This window comes from Bacillus sp. B1-WWTP-T-0.5-Post-4 (genome assembly GCF_009183795.1).
Lineage (GTDB): Bacteria > Bacillota > Bacilli > Bacillales > Bacillaceae_G > Bacillus_A > Bacillus_A cereus.
Genome location: NZ_WEIJ01000010.1, coordinates 46,896 through 69,696, shown reverse-complemented (window position 1 = coordinate 69,696; position 22,801 = coordinate 46,896). Strand labels below are relative to the sequence as shown.

Genomic DNA, 22,801 nt, shown 5'->3' with positions numbered 1-22,801 from the left:
CTGCCCTATCCCTATAAACATAACAAAACAAAATGTCCTTCTAAAATGAAAAAACATGCTAATCTTTCTGTAGAATCAAAAGAAAAGATGGCGTTTTTTTATGTCTGTGTCTGACGAATTACAACTATTTGCTCAAGAGATTCAAAGTTTTTCACCTCCAAATACTTTACGGAATCTTGCTAGAGATATTGGGTTTATACGACGAACCAGTAAGTACCAAGCAAAAGATTTAGTAGCTTTATGTGTATGAGTGAGCCAAAATGTAGCTATGACTTCTTTAAGTCAGTTATCTAGCTGTTTAGAAGCATCAACAGAAGTACCCATTAGCCCTGAGGGACTGAATCAACGGTTTAATAAAACGTCCGTCCAACTTTTACAACACCTACTAGCAACTACTAAGCAAAAAATAGCCTCATCTATGCCGATTCCTTCTCCATACACTTCTATTTTCAAGCGGATTCGTATTTTAGATTCAACTACATTCTCCTAATTAATTGAATGTATTGGATAATAATACCGATATCTACCTCATTGGCTAGATTATAATGGGGCCGTACGCCTAATTATTATAAACAGGCTTTCTATATGCTAACCTTTTCTACCGCTTTTATTTGACGATACTAAGGCTTCCACATTCCTTCTTTTAATGTAATCTTGATATCGTTATCACTTAAGTTCTCTCTAGCAATACCTTCTGCAACTGCTTCAGTAGCTGCTGCGAACATTCCATCTATCATAACGCTTGCACGTACAACAATTGTTCCAAGTCCTAGCTCTGTGAAAAGAAAGCACCCGCATTATCCTTCCAGTTTATATGCTTTTCTAAACTTTATGGAAATAAAAGGAATGAAATAACTGCTAAATTGAATGCTGGATATAAGGAATATTCCAAGGGTACTTCGTTTTTGTTTCTAAGGAAACTAAAATAGAGTATAATTATATACGTACAATAAATATCGTTTACAAATTTATTATTGTACGTATTTTTGCATTAGCTCTTAATTACGAAAATAAATGGAGGGCATGAAATGGAAAATTATTATGATGTAGCGGTAATTGGTGGTGGCCCAGTTGGACTTATGACAGCATGTGAATTAGCTATTCAAGGCGTAAAAGTTGTCGTTTTAGAGAGAAGGTTAAATCGGATACGAAATTCTAGAGCACTCACACTTCACCCCCGCTCCTTAGAATTAATGGCTATGAGAGGTATTGAAAATCGATTTTTATCTAGAGGGAAGAAATCAGATACAAGCCATTTTGCTGCCCTAGATACAAGATTAAACTTTAAAAATTTAGATACCGATTTTCCATATACACTTTTTATTCCCCAATCTATTACAGAAGAAATATTAGAAGAGCGTGCGTTAGAATTAGGTGTAAACATTAAACGTGGTCATACTTTAAAAAATTTAAAACAGTATGATACATTCGTACAACTAGAAATAGAGCAAAGAGAAACAATATATGAAATAGAAGTTCCATATGTAGTAGGCGCTGATGGAGCAAGAAGCGTAGTTCGTGAGTTATCACATATACCGTTTAATGGAACAGATACAACAACTACTGCTATATTAGGCGATGTCATTTTAGAAGATGTACCAGATAACCCATTTTTATCTACATCTAATATAAATGGGATACTAATAATGGTACCTATTGCACCTAATGTATTTCGTTTTGCAATTGTAGATTCTAAGAATCAGACAATACCTGTTCATGTTGCTGTCACAGAAAAAGAGCTTATAGATAGTATTTATAGTATTACAGGTAAATATATTCAAATTAAAAGCTCAATATGGCTTTCTCGTTTTGGAAATGCAACCAAACTAGCAAATACTTATCAACATAAGCGTGTATTCTTGGCAGGTGATGCAGCGCATATTCATTTCCCTGCGGGAGGACAAGGTTTGAATGTAGGCTTACAAGACGCTTTTAATTTAGGATGGAAATTGGGACTCGCTATAAAACAAAAAAAATATGAAAGCCTATTAGAAAGTTATCATATTGAACGACATGCTGTGGGAAGACAATTTTTCAAGGAAGTACAAGCACAAGAACAATTAATGATAAACTTTTCAAATGCAGGTATAGAATTAAGAGAATTATTCTCGCATTTACTCACATACCCAGAGGTAAATCAAGATTTAGCTAAAAGAGTAAGTGGCTTAGGGGTTATATATTCCTCTATGCATACGAAAGAAAGGCATCCATTGATAGGGAAAAGATGCGCAAATCTTACTATTTCTTCTCAAAATAAGAAAACTCATAAACTCTTTGAATTGATGCAAGATGGTAAATATATTTTATTAATACCTCCTTCTTATAAAGAAGAAATAGATAAAATGAACATTGATTCGCACATAAAGGTGGTTGTGGGTGAAATACAGGATTTTCAGTTAAAAAATATAGTTGTCATTTTAATTCGCCCCGATGGTCACATAGCTTACATTGAGTATGACGAAAGAGAAAAATGTAAAGATTTGAAAATAAAGTTGAATGATTTTAAAAAACTACTATTTATGGCATGAAGTAAGAACTTTCTAGTATAAACATTAAAACAATAGAATTTCAAATACCCCCACAACTATCAGTGGGGGCATTTTATATTAAATGAATTGCATTAAAACCAACTTCTAACTGGATTTTTCTAATTAATTCCCTATATTGGTTAATAATACTAATATCTATTTCCAATATTACATTCATGTTTTTTCAACTCTAAGGTCACCACAGATACTAAACATTACCCTCAAAATTCTTCACATATTCTAATAATGTTTGATATTGTTGATCAAGGGCATACTCATCTGTTCCAATTGGTGATTTAAAAAAGAGTGAAAGATGTTCCATTATTCCTACTTTCCTCTCTCTAAGTGCATGATCCATAAAACGGGACAAATCAATTATTAGAGGCGCAGCTAAAATCGAATCGATACCTAGCCAATTAATTTTCATTGTCATTCGTTCTCCTAACCAACCTTCAAAGTCAATCGTATCCCAGGCCTCTTTCCTATCTCCTCGGACAGGAAAGTAATCAATTCTTACTTTATGATCAAAATTACTGTACCCCAATATTTGTTCTAACCCAATGGATTTCGAATCAATTTTTGTTGAAGAATGTATTGGATGTTCCAAAACTGCACCATCTTGATTCCCTAAGATATTCGTACTATACCACCCGACAATATTCAATCCGCGTTGTTTAAACATTTTTCCTAAAACATGTTTATATAAAGTCTGACCTGTCCGTCCATCTTTTCCTGCTGTCGGAACAGCTTGTAATTCTGTTAATTCCTGTAGTGCTGGTATCTCAGTCGTCACACTTGGCGTGAAATTTACATAGGCACATTTTGATTTCATAGCTGCATAGGCATAAAGCATACTCGGTCGAATATCCGATGAATTTTCCCTTAACCCTGTCTCAAATGCTTTTAAAGACTGATATAATGAATGATTTTTTGTCTTTGCTTCCGTTGAAGCAGTATTTATCACAACAATTCTCTCAAGATTATATTTTTTTCTAAAATCTTCAATGTCTGCCTGAATTTGATTCACTGCGCTCATTAAGTTCTCAGGCTCTCCTGTCAGACTATAGACTCCTTTAACAAAATCATTTACATTAGCCAGTGGTGCTTGCCAAATAGGAACATCATTGAGTTGCACTTTAATTTTCTGCAAAATAGATTCCTGAATGATACCATATTTTTGTACTACTTCTATCAATGAATCCTTTTGTATATCCCATCCACCAAAAGCAATCTGATCGAGTGGAGTTAGCTGTAGTGTCTCGAATTCTTTCTCTGTAGAAATAACGCCCTTTAGTGGAGCAAGATTTTGATTGACTGCATAGAGTCCGGAAATCGTTGTTGTTGCAACTGCGCCTAGTACTCCAACAAATAACACACCTATCTGATATGTCATTCTTTCACCACCCCTCATTCCCCACAAGTTTTAGCAACAAGTCATGGACTTCGGTTGCTTCTAATGTATCTGGAAGTTCAAAATCTCTCCCTGTTACTACAAGTGACACATAATCTCCTTTATCCTTTGCTGGTAAACCGTGAGATCCTTTGATTCGTTCCGGTTCTAGTGGTATTTGGAATGTCTTTGGATTTACAAACAGCTCTACCGGATCATAACCAGGCTTCCTATGAATATCTACATTGTATGCAAATTCTGGTGCCTGTTCATCGTTCAACCACCAGTAATACACAAACCAACTGTCAGGTTCCGCAATTGCAATTAACTGCCCTGAAAGCTCGTGATTAATTTTATGAACCCGTTTCTCTTCTTCTCCCCATACCTCGGCTATACCTGGTGTTCTTTCGAGAATTTCTTTAACTACCCCAATATCACGTGAGTCCTGAATATACACATGAGCCAATTGATGATCTGCTAAAGCAAAGGCTTTCGACATCTCCAAATCGAGAAAATCCATATTTTCGACATGCTTGATAGCCACATATCCCTCTTTATTCAACGTTTGATTGATAAATATAGGTCTGTTAACTGTCTTAAAGTTGTATTCTGATAAAATAACTAGCCGTGTTTGCTCCTTCAAGTTGCGCTCTTCCAATTGCTCGACAAAGTTTCCAATTAAACTGTCAATTTCTTTAATGGATCTCTTCGCAGCTTCACTTTCAGGCCCAAACCTTTGTGCGTTATAATCTATATTGGGTAGATATACAAGTGATAATCTTGGTTTATATTCTTCTAAAACATCTATTGCTGCATCTAATATCCATTCACTGGATTTAACTGAAGAGAGCGGACCCCAGAAGCTTTTCAAATCGAACTCCCCATATTTCTCCCTCAATTTTTCATATAGCCCCCTCGGCTTTGAATCACACCACATAATTGTTTTTTTATCGAGATGAATTGGGGCAGGAGTAACTACATAGTCTGCTGTGCTCAATTTACTGAACTGCCAAAACAACACTGCTGTTTTAGCTGCCAAATCTTCTTCCTTCAACTTCTCCCATATCTTTTTACCTTCAACTGGTAGCATTGTTTGATTCCACATTGTTATCTCTTTTGTATTCCAATTTGGAAGACCGTTACAAATAATTCCATGTTCAGCTGGTGAGGTTCCAGTAATATACGTAGCCTGCATTGAACCAGTTACAGCCGGAAATACAGGTTTAATTTTTGCTTGTTGGCCATTCTCTAGCAACTTCCGAATATTTGGGGTTAATTCAGCATCATTTAGATGCTCCTCCGTCAAACTAATAATATCTAATACAATCACGTTCTTTTTCTCCATAGATATCATCCTTTCGTCTATGTAACGGGAAAGATACGAGACATGATATAGCTTATAATTAGGAAAGAAGATACAGAAAAGAAAGCTGGCCATCCTCCAAATGAAGCAGCAATTGCTCCATCCAATAATGGAAGACCAATTATACATGTTCCAACTGCTTTTTTAATATTAGATGATATTGGATTTACTAATGCTGGTAAAATCCCTGAAAAAGTCCATAATAAAAAAACTATTACCGTAATAACAGTTGTTCCCCATACACCATAGAAATGCAAAAGCAAAATAGCAATAGCACATGTTAAGACTGCTCCTGCCATAATTCTTACTCGTATAGGATGGAGGCCGGATCCAACCTCACCTTTAGACATTACAGTAACAGTGAAAATATATATAAACCCTAATCCCGCTAACCACCAAAATTCTACTAATTTATCTGGTACAATACTCAATCCTAGTAACAAGTTAACTCCTCTACAAAGCCCCATCGTTAATGGTCCTAAAACGTCATAATGCTTTGAATAGCGATTATATACAAATACCAACATAATGAGGATACAAGCAATTAAAAAGCTGATACCTGAAACAAAACATACAGATATGATACCTACAGTAAGAAGCACAAAACTAAAACATAAAGCAGAACGAGTTAATATACGACCAGATGGTAAAGGTCTCTCAGGACGCTCACTTTTATCTATTTCAAAATCAAAAAAATCATTTAAAATAATCCCTGACGCATATATACATGCGCTTGCTAACAGAAGAAGAATAATCTGACTGAAATAACTTTGATTCAAAACTATTCCTGCAATCCAGGTGCCTGCCAATATATCTGCCATCGCAGTAAAGGTATTCGGAAATCTTATCAGTTCAAAATAAGTACGAATTCTTCTCATAGGCTGTTAAGGATACTTTGCACATAGTCATAAGATTCTTTGGCAGCCGATATTGCATGATTTTCATAAGGATATAATTCAATGGTAATAAAACCGTCATAACCCGTTTTCTTTATAGATTGTAAAACTTCCAGAATAGGAATAGCACCGTGACCAGGAATTAGATGCTCATGTACACGATTCGCTGCAATATCCTCCAGATGATAATGTTGTGTATATGGTAGCAATTTATAAACCAATGCAGCTGGGTCTTCTCCAACACAAAAGAAATGTCCTATATCAAAATTTAATGCAATTGCCTGCGAAGGAACAGCCTTCTTGAATTCTATAAATTGATCTGATGTTTCAATTAATAAATCAGGCTCAGGCTCAACAAGAATTGTTACGCCAGACCTTTCGGCATGATCAGCCAATTCTTCCATTGCTGAAATAAAAACTTTATTTGCCCATTCCCTTCCTACATTGATGAGTGGACCTCCTGGTTCAGTAGATAGTGTCTTTGCACCGAGTTTTTGAGCTAAGTCAATACAGTTATGGGTATGTTCTATACGTTGTCTTCTTTCTGTTTCATCTACCTCTACAAAAGACGGGTGCCAATTATCTTTTATTCCATACAGCATGAATGCATTCAAATTTGATATAATCATGTTCCGTTGCTTCAACTTGTCTTTTATCATGAGTATTTTCTCATTCGTTACTTCAGGTGGAAAAGCATGCGGGATATCTAGTAAGATTTCTATGCCTTCATATCCGATTTCGGATAATATATCTATTGTTTTTAACAGGTCATATCTTTTAAATCCATTACTGCTATATGCAAGTTTCATAATCTTTTCACCCCTTATGAATCTAGTTTTAATTTTCCAGATTGCTCATAAAAACGAACTGGATTATTCCAAACTAGCTCTTGAATGATATTTTCTGCATGCCCTTTCTTTCGCATCTCAAGCGCAGTTTTTACAACATTAAGAGGATTAGATGGTCCCCAATCTGCTGCAGTGTTAACCATAATCTTATTTATGCTGTAATGTTCAATTATTTCAATTGCTTCATCAGTTGAAACTTTCGTCGGATAAATTGTCATTCCGCTCCAGCCTCCATATTCAACGGAAAGATCAATAGTATCTGAATTATTATGATCTATTAATACCCTATTAGGTTCAAACTCTTCTTCCCTTAGGATTTCTATTGTTCTTCTTGTTCCCTCCCGCTTATTTTGATGAGGAGTATGCACCATAACTAACATATCGAGGTCTTTAGCCAATTTCAGTTGTCTCCGCATCACATCTTCTTCCTCAGGAGTAATCCTATCAAATCCAATCTCCCCAATTGCAAGACACCGCTCATGTTGCAAATACTCGGACAATCCATCAATTACTTGATAGGCAATATCAATGTTATTTGCTTCTTTTGGATTCATAGCTAAACAACAATAATGAGTGATTCCATATTGCTTAGCACGCTCAGGTTCAAAGGTAAGCAAATGTTGAAAGTAATCAAAATAGGTTTCAGGATAACGACGTTCGCTTCCAAGCCAAAATGCGGGTTCTACAACAGCGCGTACACCGGCCAGACTCATATTTTCATAATCATCGGTTGTACGAGAATAACAATGGATGTGCGGATCAAAATATTTCATAAATTATCTCCCCTCATAAAAGGCTATTCTTAAAATATGGTGTAAGGAATTCTATAGATTCCTTTGCTGCCAGTACTGGATCATTGCAATAGGTATATAATTCTACTGTAATAAATCCCTTATATTTAATTTGCTTTACATAATTAAATAATTGATTAAAATCAATATTCCCATGACCAGGTATAAGATGATAGTGTTTATGATCTGCTATATCCTCTAGGTGGATGTTCCATATCCTAGACTTTAAACTTGATAATAAAGTGGGAATATCCTCTCTTATTACATCTGCATGCCCGAGATCCAGATTTGCGCCCAGCCTATTTGATCCCACTATTTGAATTAATTCATTCAATTCTTTTCCATTTTCTATTAAAAGGCCAGGTTCGTACTCAATCCCTACGTTGATTTCACGTCGTTCAGCATAGTCCATAATCTCTATTAGTGAATTTATAAGATAATTAATTGCTTGATCTGGTGGGTTCCCTGAAAGACACTTTCCACTTGTAATACTGATGTTTTTGGCATTAACTATTACAGCTAAATCTATTAATTGTTTTGTATATTTAATTCTCTGATTCCTCACCTCTTCTCTTACATTACATAATGAAGGCTCAAATGTAGGTTCTCCAGTAGAATATGGAAAAAATCCAGCTGCTGTATTTCCGTTTATATTTGAGACCTCAAGGCTATATTTTTCTAGTTTTTGTTGTACATCAGTTACCCAAGCAGCAGTATATGCAGGTGGGAAAGCATGAGGAACATCCGCTAAAATTTCAACCCCTTTATACCCCAAATTTCCAATCTCTGAAATAGCTTCGGGTAATGTGTATGTTGTAAATGCATTTGTACTAAAAGCTAGCTTCATCTTGCCCCTCCTTTTAAAACCTTTAATATTAAAACACTTATTCGTTCAATGGAATTTAGTCAGCATTTATAAAAAATGATACAATCTATTCAAAAATATTCTACAAAGTTCAACGAATAGCCAGGAGTAAAAAAAACTTAATATAAATATTATTGCAATAACCTTTGCATCTATAATTGTATTAACAGTAGGGCCAAGTACTGGGAAACGGAATACATACAGTATCACCATGATCCCCGCCAGTAGACATATTGATGAAAAAGAAACAACCAAAATTCTCTTATTCAATTGAAAAAAAGACACACCTATAGCTATACCTAATAAACCTGTTGTAAATGGAAAAATAATTAATTCACTCGGCTGAATGATAAATAAAAGGAGAATTGTAAGGATATAAGAGAGGATCCCTTGACGAATAGAAAGGTACGTAACTAAAAAAATTGGTAATGTCGCTAAAAAACTAATTAAGTAGCCTATACCTGGTATAAAGCCTCCTGCTGATTGAAGCATGGCGGCAAATGTACTCAGCAAGGCTGTAATAACCAAGTTGGCTGCAAAAGGAATCTTTTTCAAGTGAATATGGTCTCCATATATCCCTCTCATCGATTGATACCAATAACGGACAAACCATTCGATTAAAATCACCACCTAAAAATATCCAAACAGTCACTTTCTATACTATTCATTCCCGCGTGTTTTATGCGGTATTGCCTTTATAATAAGTTTTGCAAGATATTGCTGAATGCCCTTTTTCTAAAGCTGCTATTATATTTATTTTGAAATGCCCTCTCTTTATTCTCATAAAGATATAACATACCCTATCGTTTGAATTTTCATGTTAATGTTTTATAGAACAATTTCAAAAATAGTACCTTTGTTCAAATCAGTCACATTTGTAGATTCATAAACCCCTAAATATAATCTAGTTTGATTCAGGTTTGTTCCCAAGTTAACATAATAAGCTGATTGAGATCCAAAATTATAATCAGTTTCAATAACACTAAAATCATTTAATTTACCATCTATACTAGGACGAGTATAGGCTAAAACCCCTCTAACTGGGGAGTTAGATTCTTCCTTCCGAGCAAGATCGGTAAACAAAATACTTCCAGTTAAATTCGGGATTCCATTCCCCATATATGGTTGAACACCTGTAAGTGCAGTTCCATCAAACTTATCAGGCCTGGAGCCTTTATGAAAATAACTAATGAATGGTTGAAGCCGCTTCACTGACATTTTAACTGTTTCATCATAATAAGCTATTATTTTTTCATCTAAAGTGGGAGTTGAAGAACAGCGTCTTATAAAAGAAGTAGGAAAATTCCCTTCCCATCCACGCCAACCAAAGTTAATAAATCCGTCTTGGTCAGAAGTAGATCTCATCATTAAAGAAGCTTGAACAAGTTGAGTGACTGGTATAGGTCTATAATTAACAAATGAAAAAATTGATTCCACCAAATCCTGCCCAACATTTCCCACATATTTAATATACTGATTATAAAACCTTTGAAATGAAATACCTGTGATATTACGAACGCCTTTAGCAATTACCGTAAGAGTTTCCTGAATAGATGAGGGAAGTTCATCAAAACGTGTGACTACAGGAGGATTATTGATAAGTGTATTCTTAGCTACATCAATTTCAATTATTTTACCGGCTATCTCCATATCATGCTGACTTAAATTAAATGGATCATAGCCTGATCCACCATCTCCAGTTGTTAAAACAAGTGCCCTAGTTTCAGGTGAAAAACTTAGGCTATTAACTCCATTATGATTAAGAAATGGTCTTCTTATATTAAGTAATGTACGTCTTTTTTGAGGTTGACCATTCGGTTGTAAAACCCATTCTTCTACGGTATCAATATGATCATATTGAGTTTCCCTGTTTATCCACCTTAAATTTAACGTTTTTGGGTCACATGGATTAGGCTTAAAAGGTTCAGCAAGAGCGCCCGGTCCTTGTGTTCCAGCCAATGAATAATGAAGATAAAACAAACCGTTATAATGAAATTGTGGATGAAACGCTAGTCCTAGCAATCCTCTTTCATCATATCCACTGCCAGATCCACCTTGTTCAGACTTCCCTAATTTTATGATTCGAGAACGAATATCTAAAAAAGTTCTTATTTCTCCGTCTCCTATGTAAAAGATTTCTCCTATTTGGGTTGCAATAAATAATCTTTCAATTGATTCACCTGGAAGTATAGTTGTTCTTAAAACGGTGGGTAGATTTATCTTACTTACAATGGGTTGTAAACGAACTTTTACTTTTATCAATTAACTTTACACCCCTTTCTATTATAAGAATATGATTTGGACTGTGCTATTAGTATCAAATAAGGGATGGCAATTGAATATAAAAAAAGCGTGTTATGATTATCTTCTTCAAAACACGCTTCTTCCTAATATATCGAACATTCATCAACTTTATATCTTAAAATACACCTAACAATTTTTCTGTAAATTTTTCAGAATTCCTCTAAAAAAATTAGACTTATCTTCCTAATCTATTCAATACTATTGCTGAGTACGCTGCATTTCCTGCTTCTCCATATAATTGCGCATCTTTTTCATATATCTAGATGCATCCATTGGATCTTTTACAATCATTTCAATAATACAGAGTTTTTCAGTACTTTCTATTTCAGCTTGGTTTATTGCCTGATCAAGCTCTCCGTAGGTACGGACTGTAGCTGTAAGCGCATCGCCTCCAAAAACTTCCGCTAGCTTAGTATAAGACCATTGAGGAATTTTGTTGTACTTTTGATTTTTTGTTTTTACATTCAAATATTTTTCAATCGTATAACCATCGTTGTTTAAGACAAAAATTATAGGCTTGCATCCATAATAAAGCATGGTGCTGATTTCTTGAGCTGTCAGTTGTAAGGCTCCATCCCCTGTAAACAGAAACACTCGGCGTTCAGGCACAGCCATAATAGCACCAAACGCCGAAGGGGTTGCGTAACCGATGGACTGCCAACCACCTTGCCCAATATATATTACATCGCTCGGTAGTCTCACCTCTGCCATTCCGTAATAGAATGTACCGGTCTCGACAACTACAATGTCTTCCTCTCTCAGCATCTGCTGAAAACGTGGATAATAGTTGGCTGCTATTAGAGGGGCATCGGTGTTAGTATTTAATTGGTCGTAAGGGAATGACATTTTTTCTACCAAGCCTTGTCCCTTATAACCCACATTCTGTATTGCAAGTAACATGTCAGCTGCAAGAACATTCGGATACTCTGCCTCAGCAATTTTAACCATATCCGGTTGAATATCGACGGTTATCAGCTGGTTTAGTTTTGCGGTAAAACTCGCGGTATTAGTATCCGCCAATACCATACCAATTGCGATGATACAATCTGCATTTTCTACCTTACTTTGAACTTCAGAATCTCCAAAAGATCCTAAGTACATTCCCACATAATTTGGATGTGTTTCGTCGAATCCTCCCTTTCCGTACATCATCGTTGCAACAGGAACATTCATGGTGTCTGTCAGTTGTTGAACTGCCGCTTGAAGACCGAAACGCATGGTTTTCACATCCACCAGTATAACTGGTCGATGTGCATGATCTAATAGCTTATGGACATGATTGGCCGCAGCATGAAGAGTTTTCAAATTAGATGTTGGGCGTTGGGGTGTTGGCTCTACACGATTTTTAATCGGTTTGGTCACTAAATCATCGGCCACAACAAGATATACAGGCTTTTTCTTTTCTTTAGCAATTTGAATTGCGGCTGGAATTTCAATTTTAGCGTTTTCAGGCGTAAGCACCGTGCTGTATGCAGTAATTTGCTCATACATGTTGCGAAAAACATCAAAATTCCCATCCATTAAAGTGTGATGCATTAGCTTATGCTTTTTTTGATCATTTTCGGGAGGCGCACCCACTATATGAATAATTGGTACATGCTCACTATTAGCTCCGGCTATAGGATTACAAGCGCTGAGTTCTCCGACTCCAAAAGTTGTAATAAGAGCGGCCATCCCTTTAATTCTTGCATAACCATCTGCAGAATAGCCAGCGTTTAGTTCGTTACGCCCTTCTATAAAGCGGATACCTTTATAACACTCTAAAGTATCAAGAAGTGTAAAATTATAGTCCCCTGCAATACCAAAAATCTCTGTAATGCCCTCCAATTTTAAACAATCGAATAAATATTGACCAACCGTCTTTTGAGAAGGTTGCCTTTGTAAACCAAAGTTATCCTCATTTATCATGTTTTCCACCACTTGTTCACCCCTTATCTATTTCTTAAATTGTTTTATAGTATTCTCTTTGATAATACCCTTTAATTGAACCCATTATCCGTTGCACTACGCCAAAGCAGTATATCAAACGCAATTAACTAATATAAAAACATGTTGCTATTAAGGATACATTTTGTATAATTCAAAACAATTTTAAGCTTGAGATAAGGTTTAAAAGTTAAAAAAGAGCACCTTTTGAAGAAACCTTAAACATCTAAAATGTGTCAAAATTTATCAAATATCGTTATATTAACAGTTATTTAGAATTATGATTGCACCTTTCCCCCTTTTTGATGATATAAAGAGCATATTTATAATGAAAAGAACATCTTCTGGTAGTGAAAGAGCAATTAAGGAATTGTTGAATGACAATAAACTATTCCGTTACAGAGCCATTTAATTGAATAACCGTTATTAAGTTAACAGTGAAATTTGATATGGATAATAAGGTCTTTAAAAAAATATAGAGAAAAGAAAAGAATATAATTATATTGAGTATAATAACGTGTTTTTAACTATACCTTTAAGGAGGCGTTGTCGATGAGAAATTATTTCTATTTGATTGGGCGAAAAAATAAGGGGATAACGTTCCAATAGCCCATAAACTACGTGGTTCCCCTTTAATATTAGAAGGAGATTATCAGATTGAAAAAAATTTATTTAAAGCCAATTGACAAAAGTAATTGGGAAGAAGCAATTAGATTATCTGTTAAAAAAGAACAACAAACATTTATTGCATCCAACCTTTACTCTATCGCAGAAGTTCAATTTCTAGATAATTTCTATGCAAAAGGTATTTATTTTGATGAGAAAATGATTGGATTTACTATGTTTGGGATAGATCCTGATGATAAAAATTATTGGATTTATAGACTTATGATTGATGAAGAATTTCAAGGGAAGGGTATAGGAAAACAAGCTATATATCTGGTTATTGATGAAATAAGAAGAAATAATAACGTAAGAAATTCTATAATAATGATTGGATATGCTCCTGAAAACCTTACAGCTAAATTTGTATATAAAAAAGCAGGATTTATTGAAACTGAATTATCATCTTGGGGTGAACAGTTAGCTAAGTATTCCTTATAAGCACTTGAATTCTCCACATTAACTTTTAAACTTATTAAAGAAAAGAGTCTAATAGTATAGTCATGCAGATAGGAAATGATTAAACTTTTTTATAAAAGAATAAAACAAATGAAAATATTAAGAGCGTGTTTTGATTTACCTTTTTCAAAACACACTCTTTTCTATGATTGTTTATCAAGATTATTTAGTATTAATTTGATTAAACTTTATTTAAGGGCAACACAACGTCTAGAATAGAGAAGAAATACCCTCCCAGTTATAAAGCAAACATAAGAAGTATCTTGTTTCACCATGTGGATTTTTTACTTTTTATCTTTCTAAACATGATAGTTAATTAAAGATATTTGCTAAAGACAAATTACTTTTATTCACATGAAATTACATCTAAATTGAACATGCCATCCAGCCACAATTTGCTGTTTTCTAAACTCAAAGTTTACCTCTCTAATAAATGGAAATAATAGACCTATAAAACATTGGATGGAGGATTTATAGTGACGAATAACGATAATTACGGTGGAATATTACCCAATAATGCCGAATCTTATTGGACGAGCAGTATCGATTTACCAAAATACCCTTCCTTGGAAAATGACATGCAAGTCGATGTTATTATTGTAGGTGGAGGAATTACTGGCATTACTTCTGCCTATCTTTTAGTAAATGAAGGTCTAAAAGTCGCAGTTATAGAAGCGGACAAATTATTAAATGGAACGACTGGACATACGACAGCTAAAATTACTGCTCAACATGATATGATTTATGACGAGCTTATCAGATATACTGGAAAAACTACCGCAAGATTGTATTACGAAGCAAACATAGATGCTTTAAAATTCATTCAAACCACAATTAATAAACATCACATTGATTGCGATTTTACTGAACAAGATGCTTATCTGTATTCCACAACAGAAGAATATGCATTTAAGTTAGAAACAGAAGCAGAAGCTTATAAAGAGCTTCGTATTGAAGGTGAACTTGTAAACAAACTTCCTATTAACTTAAACATACATAATGCACTTGTTATGAGAAATCAAGCACAATTCCATCCCCTTAAGTATTTAGCTCATCTTTCAAATATAATTACAGAAAAAGGTGGATACATCTTTGAAAATACCACAGCAGTAAATATAAAAACAGGTAAACAACCTGTAGTTCTTACCCGTGGAGGAGCTCAAATTACAGGCAAGTATATTCTCTCTTGTTCTCATTTCCCTTTTTATGAAGGCGCAGGACTTTACTCTACAAGAATGCATGCAGACCGATCCTATATAATTGCCGCTAAGACAAAAACAGATTATCCAGGTGGTATGTATATTAGTGTAGATGAACCAACCCGTTCCCTCCGTTCTACAACAATTAATGGAGAAAAATTTATTCTTATCTCTGGAGAAAGTCATAAAACGGGACAAGGCGGAGAAACACTAAAACATTATGAAGCACTAGAAATATTCGGGCAACAAGTTTTTGGCCTTGAAAATATCCCATATCGTTGGTCAGCACAAGATTTAATTACACTAGACAAAATTCCTTATATCGGAGAAATCACCTCCGATCAGAGAAATATATTAATTGCTACTGGATACAGAAAATGGGGTATGACTAATGGGACTGCAGCTGCTCTTTTATTCCGAGACATCATATTAAAGGAAAAAAGCAAATATCGGGAATTATATACTCCCTCTCGTTTCCACATGAATCCTAGTTTAAAGAATTTCTTAGTCGAAAATGCCAATGTTGTTGGTCACTTAATTAAAGGAAAGTTAGAAATCCCTCAAAAGCGCATCCATGATTTATCTAACGATGAAGGAGCCGTCATTGATATTGATGGCCATAGAAAAGGAGCTTATAAAGATGCAGAAGGTAAACTTCATATTGTAGATACAACTTGTACTCATATCGGATGCGAAGTTGAATGGAACAATGGTGAACGTTCTTGGGATTGTCCATGCCATGGTTCGCGATTCTCGTATACAGGAGAAGTACTTGAAGGGCCTGCTGAAAAACCATTGCAAAAATACGATTATAAAATGATAGATAATCTTACTTCAGAAGACTCTGGTTACTAACTAAATTTATAAATGAGTGATATTGAATTTACAATATAAAACCAAGATACCCCGTTTGAGGGTAACTTGGTTTTATTAGCTTGATGATGTCGTAACCATCCCCCTAAAATTGACAACTTATAAGGGAATATCTTTTCACCTTCTATCCTAACTAACAAGTCGTGAAATTCGTTTCTTTTTCCATGAAAATTTATAATATCCATATTGCAAAAGTAAACTTACAATAAATGCAGCTGGATATCCAATCCATATTCCTTTTATACCAAGATTTGTATGATAAGAAAGGTAATAAGCAACTGGGACTTCTACAAGCCATATCGATACAACACCGATAATAGTGGGCCATAATACAGTTCCACTTGCTCGCATTGTCGCACCAATAATTTGAGCATGGCCGAAAATTAAATAACTCCAAAGTGTAATCATCACCAAACTATATGCAATTTCGATTGTATTCGAGCTCGTTAAGAATAACGATAAGATTTCTCTTGAAAACAAGTAAATAAAAGCAATTAATATACCACCAATTATATAGTTCATAACGATTCCAGCACGAATAACTTCCTGTAATCGATTAAATTGCTTTGCACCAATGGATTGCGCGGCGAAAATGGATACTGTTATTCCGAGACTGACAGCAGGCATCTGAACATAACTTGCAACCTGGTTTACAACCCCGTATGCAGCAGTTGCATCAGAACCGAAACGATTCACAAATGCGATTACTGCAATCTCAGATAATGAAACAAGAATCATATTAATACTGGCTGGAATTCCAAGGCGTAATAATAGTTTTAACAATTCCCAATCCATACAAAGATATTTCCGTACGGTCTCATCTAATTGCAGTGGATGATTCTTCTTCTTTAAATAAATAAGCATAACAATAAATGTTACAATGGTTGAGATAACAGAAGCATAAGCAGCTCCGTACACACCAAGTTTGGGTATTCCTAGCCAACCAAAAATTAGAATAGGTAATAGAATTATATTTAAGAATGTACTAACAATTAAGAAATAAAACGGTGTCTTAGAATCTCCTGTACCCCTAATAAACGTTGTATAGGAGAAGTATAGAAATAAAACTGGCATAGAAATAAATAAAATACGTGCATAATGCACACTCATATCAATTATATTTTCTGGCGTACCCATAAGACGCATAATGTTCAGAGCAAATACATTTCCCACTATTGCCAAAATAACTCCTATTATAAAGGTAAATGTCAACGTCGTACCAACAATGGCTTTTAAACGCTCTTCATTACGGGCACCAAATGCCTGACCAATTAAAATCGAACTACCTGATCCAATTCCAATTACAAACGAAACCAGTAAGAAGAATAATGGAAAAAATGCTGAAATGGCAGCTAATTCATTCACACCAAGCCATCGCCCTACTACCACCATACCAAATAATTGTCCAACTGATTGTAAAATGTTACTTAAAAGCAAGGGAACTAGAAACATAGACATTGATTTCCATGTTGCTTTCTCATCCTTTTGTTGATTTTTTAATCTTTTACTTTCTTGAATACTATCTATCGATGATTTCATATTTGATTTCCCCTTTTATTTGGAGGATTTATATCATTTTGAGAATAATAAGTTAAAGATGAAAAAGATTTCAAATTAACGTTATAATTTTATCTACAGATTTCCCCCTACGTAATAATGATTTTTAATAATTTGTTTGTCATTCTTTTTTCTACACTTCTCCCTTTGGATTTACTCTTCAATATGTGCAACAGTTGGATTAATTTTCCTTTCCCCGTTTATTTTAATAAAATTATTTATATTATTAAATGTAATAAACAATTAAGAAATAAAATTGGTATAAAAAATAATTTTTGTAATTAACAAAGGTCATTTTTTATTTTTAAATATTGTAATTACTTAATAGTAGTTTATTTAAGAGTTTTAAAAAAATATTCTTCCCTTATTTTGGTGTTTATTATAGCGGTTAACATTGATTACTGCTCTTTTATGTTTTCTTCTATGTTGTATATTTTTTAATAATTTGTCCAAAATATAACTAACCTGTTTTAGAACAAATTGGTTACCGAGTAGTTAGCTTTTGCTAGCTGCTCTTTTTACTGTAATTACTAAAAAATACACCTAATCATTTTTTTCAAAAATATTACTTTTAACGTATTCCCCGAAAGAATTCTCCTTCCTCAAGCGTGTGAAGGGCGTAGCCCTACGATAGGTGGGAGATGACTTTTGGTTTGGCATAGCCAAAAACTTTTGATAAACTTGCTATATGAAGTTCTTTGATAACTTGATATAGAAGGTTGCAGGAAGAAAATAGAGTGCGAAAACCAAGCCATTCGGTTCCTGCGTAAAATATCAACCGTACCAACAGAGCATCCATGCTTTGGACATCTAGGGATGGAACACCCCGAAGTAACGCTCAGGGAGACGAAAGGTTACTTTCGTCGTGGAACTGAGAAGCTCCCACTTCAAGCTTTGCTAAGTGGCGAGTAAGTTCACTACTCACTTACGAAGCAGGTGAGTACTATGCCAACTGTTATACCTAAACTTCTTGTTCAAAATACATACTTTAATAAATATAGGGGATTTTTGTAATGTTTCTCCAAAAGAAAATACAAAAGGGTACTATGGTCCGAGTGCCGCCACTGTTGGTTCATTGTGAATGCTTTTAATGGAGTTTGTGCACCAAACACGTTTGATAGTGATGTTGTAGACCAAGACACAGTCATAATAAATTAAGGTAATTCAACTTCTGAATAAAAACTAATATTTCATCTATAATAAACATTACAACCTGCTTCTTACCCAGGTTGTATTAAATAGAGCAGTTGCTACAAATAACTGCTCTATTTTAATTTTAGTTACATAAATTTGAAACTTTCATGCATACTATGTGTACTCCTTAAATTCATAGATGTAATGTTCTTATGACAGTTAGCTTTTGCTAACTGCTTTTTAGTATTATGTATGTTCCAAAATGATGAATTCCTAACTATTAGGTTACCGCATGCTATATAGAGAAGGAGTTTGACCTTTTACTTAAATCTCCTGAAAAGACTCTGCTCAGATATTTTCCAATAAAAAAGAAGAGATATATAATCTCTCCTTTTCATCCATGTACTTTATAATTAGCGAGTAAATCCACCGCCAAGTTGTTGTTCAGCCATTGCTACTAGACGTTTTGTGATTTCACCACCAACAGATCCATTTGAACGAGCTGTTGCGTCTGCACCACGAACTAATAATTCGTTACTGCTTCCACTATTATTGTTTTCCATTGTGTCTCACCTCCTAGTTTTTAATATGCATAAATGAACCACTGTCACAAAACGAAACGGTTACGCTTTTATATAGGGTAACCGTTTCGTTTTGTTGTTTGCCATCATTACGTATACTTGTTAATTTTCATGTCTATACTGTTTAGAGAAGGTATTCCATGCCATTCGGATTGACCTCTAGCACATGATAAGTTTATAACCGTTCCTATAATTAGGAACGGTCTTATTTCATTTAACTGTCCTTTTTAATTACAGTAACTGTTTTTTGATAAGCATTTATACATATCGGATATGAATTTATTTTACAAATAATGAATATTCACCATTACTATCATCGAATTTATAAACATTTAAATAATATTTTCCTGGTTTCGCTTCGAATTTCCCCTTTATGGTATTTCCTTCATCTTCACCACAAGCTACATAATTTTGCATGTCTGATTCATGATAAAGTACCCATGTCATCCCAATATTTTGTTCATTTACCACAGAAATATCTACTTCTTTTGGATCTGTAACATTAAACGTATAAACATCTGTTTGATCAGGAGTAACCAGATTTCCTTTTACAAGCGTATTAAACGGGAGTATCTTCTCTTCTTCATGGAATTCACCTGTTTGCGGATCTTGTTTTACAGTAACTTTTGTCTGTTCTTTACTTTCTTTTCCTCTACTATCTTTCACAGTTAGTTCCACAGTATAGGTTCCTTTTTCTCCGTATACGTGGGTAGGATTCGCTTCTGTACTTGTAGTACCATCTCCAAAGTTCCATAGATAAGAAATAACTTTTCCGTTTTCACTTGTTGTACCATCGCTATGGAAATGAATTTCTTCATTTACTATCCCGCTATATGGTCCATTCATATTTACTATAGTAGTCGTTTTTTCTTTTTCCTCGGTCGCAACACCATGAAAAACAATATCATATTCATACTGATTAGCTGCATTCACACGATAGTTTACGAAATAGGCTGTAACTGTTTTATAACCACTCCAACCTTTTTGGGATAACTGCTCTAAAGTTTGGTTTACTTGTTTACTCATCGCTTTCCAATCTTCAGACTCACCTTTTGATGTACCACCTGTGTACTTGCCTTCCACGGTAAATGTATTAAAGAATTGCGACTCATATTTTGTAATTTTGGCACCTTTTATATTTGCTACATCCACAATTTCGTTTTTCACTTCAGCTAGCGGCTTTGGTGCGTGTTGAATTAAATAATCATTTGTTACTTGCGGTACATTATATTTATCTTGATTATCAATCAACTGCTGCATATACGCTTGATATTCTGCATTCAATTGTGTATTGTTGCTCAATGATTCACGATATGAGTCATAATTTTTCACATCGTTTGTACGGATTAAATCTTGAAGCTTATCAAATGTTTCAAATTGATGATTATACAAATATGACTGTAGTGCAAAGGAATACTTATAAAAGTCCCATGATCCATATTTTGAGAACAAAGTTTGCTTTGCTGTATAACGGCTTGCTGGATTAGATGATAAGCCACTTATCATACTTTTACGCGGAACAACATTATTTGTACGTGTAGATCCTGCAAAAAATTCTGCATTCCCTTCTTGGAACCAAGTTAATCGTTCATTTTGATACATTTCTCCGCTTCCAAATAAACCAGGAACCTCATATCTTCCTTGTAAATAGTGAGTGAATTCATGACGGAACAACTCTTCTAAACTATAAATACTCTGCTTTGGCGTACGCTCATATGTAAAGAAAGTCCCCTTCTCTTCAATATAAATTCCACCGTTGTTTGTTTCATATCCATATAATTGTCTATTTAATTGATATTCATCTGGATTATTATAAATTACTATTGTTAGTACATCATCAGCATTACCTGGTTCTAGTGCTTTATCATTTCCAATTACACGGTGATATTGTGCTTTTACTTCCTTGGCTGCCCAATATAATCTCTTAATTTTTTCTTCTGTTACTTTATCTCCCGTCTTAAAGACAATAGATCCGTCATCAAATGTATATGTTTTAGGTAAGTATTGTTGTTTCCCTTCTTCACGTATTTTCTGTAAATCTACTGCATTTCCACTATAATCTTTTCCACCATAGTTTGTTTTCATTTGTTCTACTGCTACAAAATAAGCTCCACTTAAACGAGGATACAAGTTCATCGCTTGTGTAATAACTTCCAATCCTTTGTTTGGATTACTATGAAATTTCCCTAAACGTCCTGCATAATAAATGCCATTATTAATTAACCAACTATTTTCATTTGTTATATTCCCCACGAGAGCAATTCTACTAACCTCATTTATAAAGTTATCAATCTTTCCATACCACATTGTTTCATTAGGTTTCTTATTCGTATCCTGTAAATAAGACTGTATATCATAATCAATTCCTTTTACAATTTCATATACAGCTTGTCCTTTTGCATAATTACTTACATACGTAGAAAGGTTATCATTATAGTGTTTTAAAATATTTACCGCATACTGCACTGTTTCAGTATCACTAGAAGCATTACTAATTAATTTTCCATACGCAGCTATTACCCTATCTTGCTCGGCTGTACCTAATGCAAAGTTGGGATTTCTTGCAATTGCTTTTAATGCTGGTAAACATTTGTCATGGAAGCTTCTCTCTTTTAAGTAACTTAATTCATTATTATAATATCCCACATAAAAAGCAGAACGTAGTACTTCAACAAATGTTTCAATGCCCTTTGAGTCCTCTTTAGTAAACGATTTTCCTCGTTGTCCTAATTCATTAATGATAACGTTCATGCGTTCTTTATTCTGATAAAATGCTTTCGTATCTTGATTAAATTGAAATAAATCAGTAATTTGATTCCAAGAAATTTTTGAGAGTGTGTCAATGAGTTCGTTATCAGGCATTTTATTCAGTTCTGCCAGAGAGTAGCTTTGCTTTAATTGAATTTCATCACGTTTCATAACCAGAGTAGGACGTTGTGAAAAATCGCCTACTTTTAAACGCTCTTCAAAAGTCAATGTTTCGTCAGTTTTTGTAGCATGTACGATTTCATCTTTTGAAGTTTCTGTCCCAATTGGTTTTATCTGTAAGATATTATAGGGTACTTTTTCTTCTGCTGATACCTGTGTTTGAATACTTCCAAATGATAATGCCACCGTACTAATCCCAATCATCATTTGAGTAAATTTTAAATTCTTATTCATAATGTTTCCTCCAATTATATATTCCATCAAAGAATATAACATTTTACATACAGTAATTATTTAAATATGTAATATTTCATATTACATTACATGTATTTATAGATAATATAATTCAAGGAGTAACATTATTAAATTACTTTCTTCTTCCCATCCTTTCATATGAATTATTTAATTTTTTTATTTTTTATTTACATATTCGTTATACGAATCCAATATCTCTAGTAAGGTCTCGTTAGATATTTGGAGATAATAGTTATAATTC

14 protein-coding genes and 4 pseudogenes are annotated in these 22,801 nt (G+C 34.2%); 5 read left to right on the top strand and 13 right to left on the bottom strand.

Annotated features, from left to right (window positions below):
• Nucleotides 1–100: 100 nt before the first annotated feature.
• Nucleotides 101–484: pseudogene (locus tag GBN91_RS23840) on the top strand (IS4 family transposase); the annotation flags it as partial.
• A 136-nt stretch (nucleotides 485–620) separates the two neighbouring features.
• Here the strand turns inward: GBN91_RS23840 and GBN91_RS23835 are convergent.
• Nucleotides 621–785, bottom strand: a pseudogene (locus GBN91_RS23835) (hypothetical protein); the annotation flags it as partial.
• 243 nt (nucleotides 786–1,028) lie between these two features.
• On the opposite strand from GBN91_RS23835, the gene GBN91_RS23830 reads away from it, so the two are divergent.
• Nucleotides 1,029–2,528, top strand: coding sequence for an FAD-dependent oxidoreductase (locus tag GBN91_RS23830; RefSeq protein ID WP_152122505.1), 1,500 nt, complete (start codon nucleotides 1,029–1,031; stop codon nucleotides 2,526–2,528).
• A 208-nt stretch (nucleotides 2,529–2,736) separates the two neighbouring features.
• On the opposite strand, the gene GBN91_RS23825 is transcribed toward GBN91_RS23830, so the two are convergent.
• From GBN91_RS23825 to GBN91_RS23785, 9 genes are all read right to left on the bottom strand, one after another.
• Nucleotides 2,737–3,921, bottom strand: a complete 1,185-nt coding sequence (locus GBN91_RS23825) for an inositol-3-phosphate synthase (protein ID WP_113303701.1) — start codon at nucleotides 3,919–3,921, stop codon at nucleotides 2,737–2,739.
• A 4-nt stretch (nucleotides 3,922–3,925) separates the two neighbouring features.
• A complete protein-coding gene (locus tag GBN91_RS23820; protein WP_226800193.1) occupies nucleotides 3,926–5,263 on the bottom strand; it encodes an alkaline phosphatase family protein in 1,338 nt (445 codons plus the stop codon).
• Nucleotides 5,264–5,280: 17 nt separating this feature from the next.
• Complete coding sequence (gene eboC / locus GBN91_RS23815; RefSeq protein WP_113304784.1) at nucleotides 5,281–6,159, bottom strand: UbiA-like protein EboC; 879 nt, start codon at nucleotides 6,157–6,159, stop codon at nucleotides 5,281–5,283.
• Nucleotides 6,156–6,986 carry a sugar phosphate isomerase/epimerase family protein gene (locus GBN91_RS23810; RefSeq protein ID WP_113304785.1) on the bottom strand — a complete coding sequence of 277 codons (831 nt, stop codon included), beginning with the start codon at nucleotides 6,984–6,986 and terminating at the stop codon, nucleotides 6,156–6,158. The genes eboC and GBN91_RS23810 overlap by 4 nt, the downstream gene beginning before the upstream one ends.
• 14 nt (nucleotides 6,987–7,000) lie before the next feature.
• Nucleotides 7,001–7,798 carry a TatD family hydrolase gene (locus GBN91_RS23805; protein ID WP_113304786.1) on the bottom strand — a complete coding sequence of 266 codons (798 nt, stop codon included), beginning with the start codon at nucleotides 7,796–7,798 and terminating at the stop codon, nucleotides 7,001–7,003.
• Nucleotides 7,799–7,811: 13 nt separating this feature from the next.
• Entirely contained in the window at nucleotides 7,812–8,663 is an 852-nt protein-coding gene (locus GBN91_RS23800; RefSeq protein ID WP_113304787.1) for a sugar phosphate isomerase/epimerase family protein, read from the bottom strand.
• Between the two features lie 66 nt (nucleotides 8,664–8,729).
• Nucleotides 8,730–9,299: a hypothetical protein gene (locus tag GBN91_RS23795; RefSeq protein ID WP_414826877.1), complete on the bottom strand. Its 570-nt coding sequence runs from the start codon at nucleotides 9,297–9,299 to the stop codon at nucleotides 8,730–8,732.
• A 210-nt stretch (nucleotides 9,300–9,509) separates the two neighbouring features.
• Complete coding sequence (locus tag GBN91_RS23790) at nucleotides 9,510–10,943, bottom strand: PQQ-dependent sugar dehydrogenase (RefSeq protein WP_113304788.1); 1,434 nt, start codon at nucleotides 10,941–10,943, stop codon at nucleotides 9,510–9,512.
• A 240-nt stretch (nucleotides 10,944–11,183) separates the two neighbouring features.
• Complete coding sequence (locus GBN91_RS23785) at nucleotides 11,184–12,902, bottom strand: alpha-keto acid decarboxylase family protein (protein ID WP_113304790.1); 1,719 nt, start codon at nucleotides 12,900–12,902, stop codon at nucleotides 11,184–11,186.
• A gap of 666 nt (nucleotides 12,903–13,568) precedes the next feature.
• Between GBN91_RS23785 and GBN91_RS23780 the strand changes: the two genes are divergently transcribed.
• Together GBN91_RS23780 and GBN91_RS23775 are read left to right on the top strand one after the other, a co-directional pair.
• Nucleotides 13,569–14,015, top strand: a complete 447-nt coding sequence (locus tag GBN91_RS23780; protein ID WP_124749704.1) for a GNAT family N-acetyltransferase — start codon at nucleotides 13,569–13,571, stop codon at nucleotides 14,013–14,015.
• Nucleotides 14,016–14,509: 494 nt separating this feature from the next.
• Nucleotides 14,510–16,087 carry an FAD-dependent oxidoreductase gene (locus tag GBN91_RS23775; RefSeq protein WP_124749705.1) on the top strand — a complete coding sequence of 526 codons (1,578 nt, stop codon included), beginning with the start codon at nucleotides 14,510–14,512 and terminating at the stop codon, nucleotides 16,085–16,087.
• A gap of 147 nt (nucleotides 16,088–16,234) precedes the next feature.
• On the opposite strand, the gene GBN91_RS23770 is transcribed toward GBN91_RS23775, so the two are convergent.
• Complete coding sequence (locus GBN91_RS23770) at nucleotides 16,235–17,563, bottom strand: MATE family efflux transporter (protein ID WP_414826878.1); 1,329 nt, start codon at nucleotides 17,561–17,563, stop codon at nucleotides 16,235–16,237.
• Between the two features lie 1,044 nt (nucleotides 17,564–18,607).
• Here GBN91_RS23770 and GBN91_RS23765 point away from each other — a divergent pair.
• Nucleotides 18,608–18,820 (top strand): annotated as a pseudogene (locus GBN91_RS23765) (spore germination protein).
• Nucleotides 18,821–19,209: 389 nt separating this feature from the next.
• On the opposite strand, the pseudogene GBN91_RS23760 reads toward GBN91_RS23765, so the two are convergent.
• Nucleotides 19,210–19,314 (bottom strand): annotated as a pseudogene (locus GBN91_RS23760) (alpha/beta-type small acid-soluble spore protein); the annotation flags it as partial.
• A gap of 342 nt (nucleotides 19,315–19,656) precedes the next feature.
• Entirely contained in the window at nucleotides 19,657–22,539 is a 2,883-nt protein-coding gene (gene colA, locus GBN91_RS23755; RefSeq protein ID WP_152122503.1) for a collagenase ColA, read from the bottom strand.
• Nucleotides 22,540–22,801 lie beyond the last annotated feature (262 nt).

Bases quoted from the DNA above. Each gene is read 5' to 3' on its own strand.
- GBN91_RS23830 (WP_152122505.1), top strand. From the start codon at position 1,029: ATGGAAAATTATTATGATGTAGCGGTAATTGGTGGTGGCCCAGTTGGA.
- GBN91_RS23825 (WP_113303701.1), bottom strand. From the start codon at position 3,921: ATGACATATCAGATAGGTGTGTTATTTGTTGGAGTACTAGGCGCAGTT.
- GBN91_RS23800 (WP_113304787.1), bottom strand. From the start codon at position 8,663: ATGAAGCTAGCTTTTAGTACAAATGCATTTACAACATACACATTACCC.
- GBN91_RS23810 (WP_113304785.1), bottom strand. From the start codon at position 6,986: ATGAAACTTGCATATAGCAGTAATGGATTTAAAAGATATGACCTGTTA.
- GBN91_RS23805 (WP_113304786.1), bottom strand. From the start codon at position 7,798: ATGAAATATTTTGATCCGCACATCCATTGTTATTCTCGTACAACCGAT.
- eboC (WP_113304784.1), bottom strand. From the start codon at position 6,159: ATGAGAAGAATTCGTACTTATTTTGAACTGATAAGATTTCCGAATACC.
- colA (WP_152122503.1), bottom strand. From the start codon at position 22,539: ATGAATAAGAATTTAAAATTTACTCAAATGATGATTGGGATTAGTACG.
- GBN91_RS23770 (WP_414826878.1), bottom strand. From the start codon at position 17,563: ATGTCTATGTTTCTAGTTCCCTTGCTTTTAAGTAACATTTTACAATCA.
- GBN91_RS23820 (WP_226800193.1), bottom strand. From the start codon at position 5,263: ATGGAGAAAAAGAACGTGATTGTATTAGATATTATTAGTTTGACGGAG.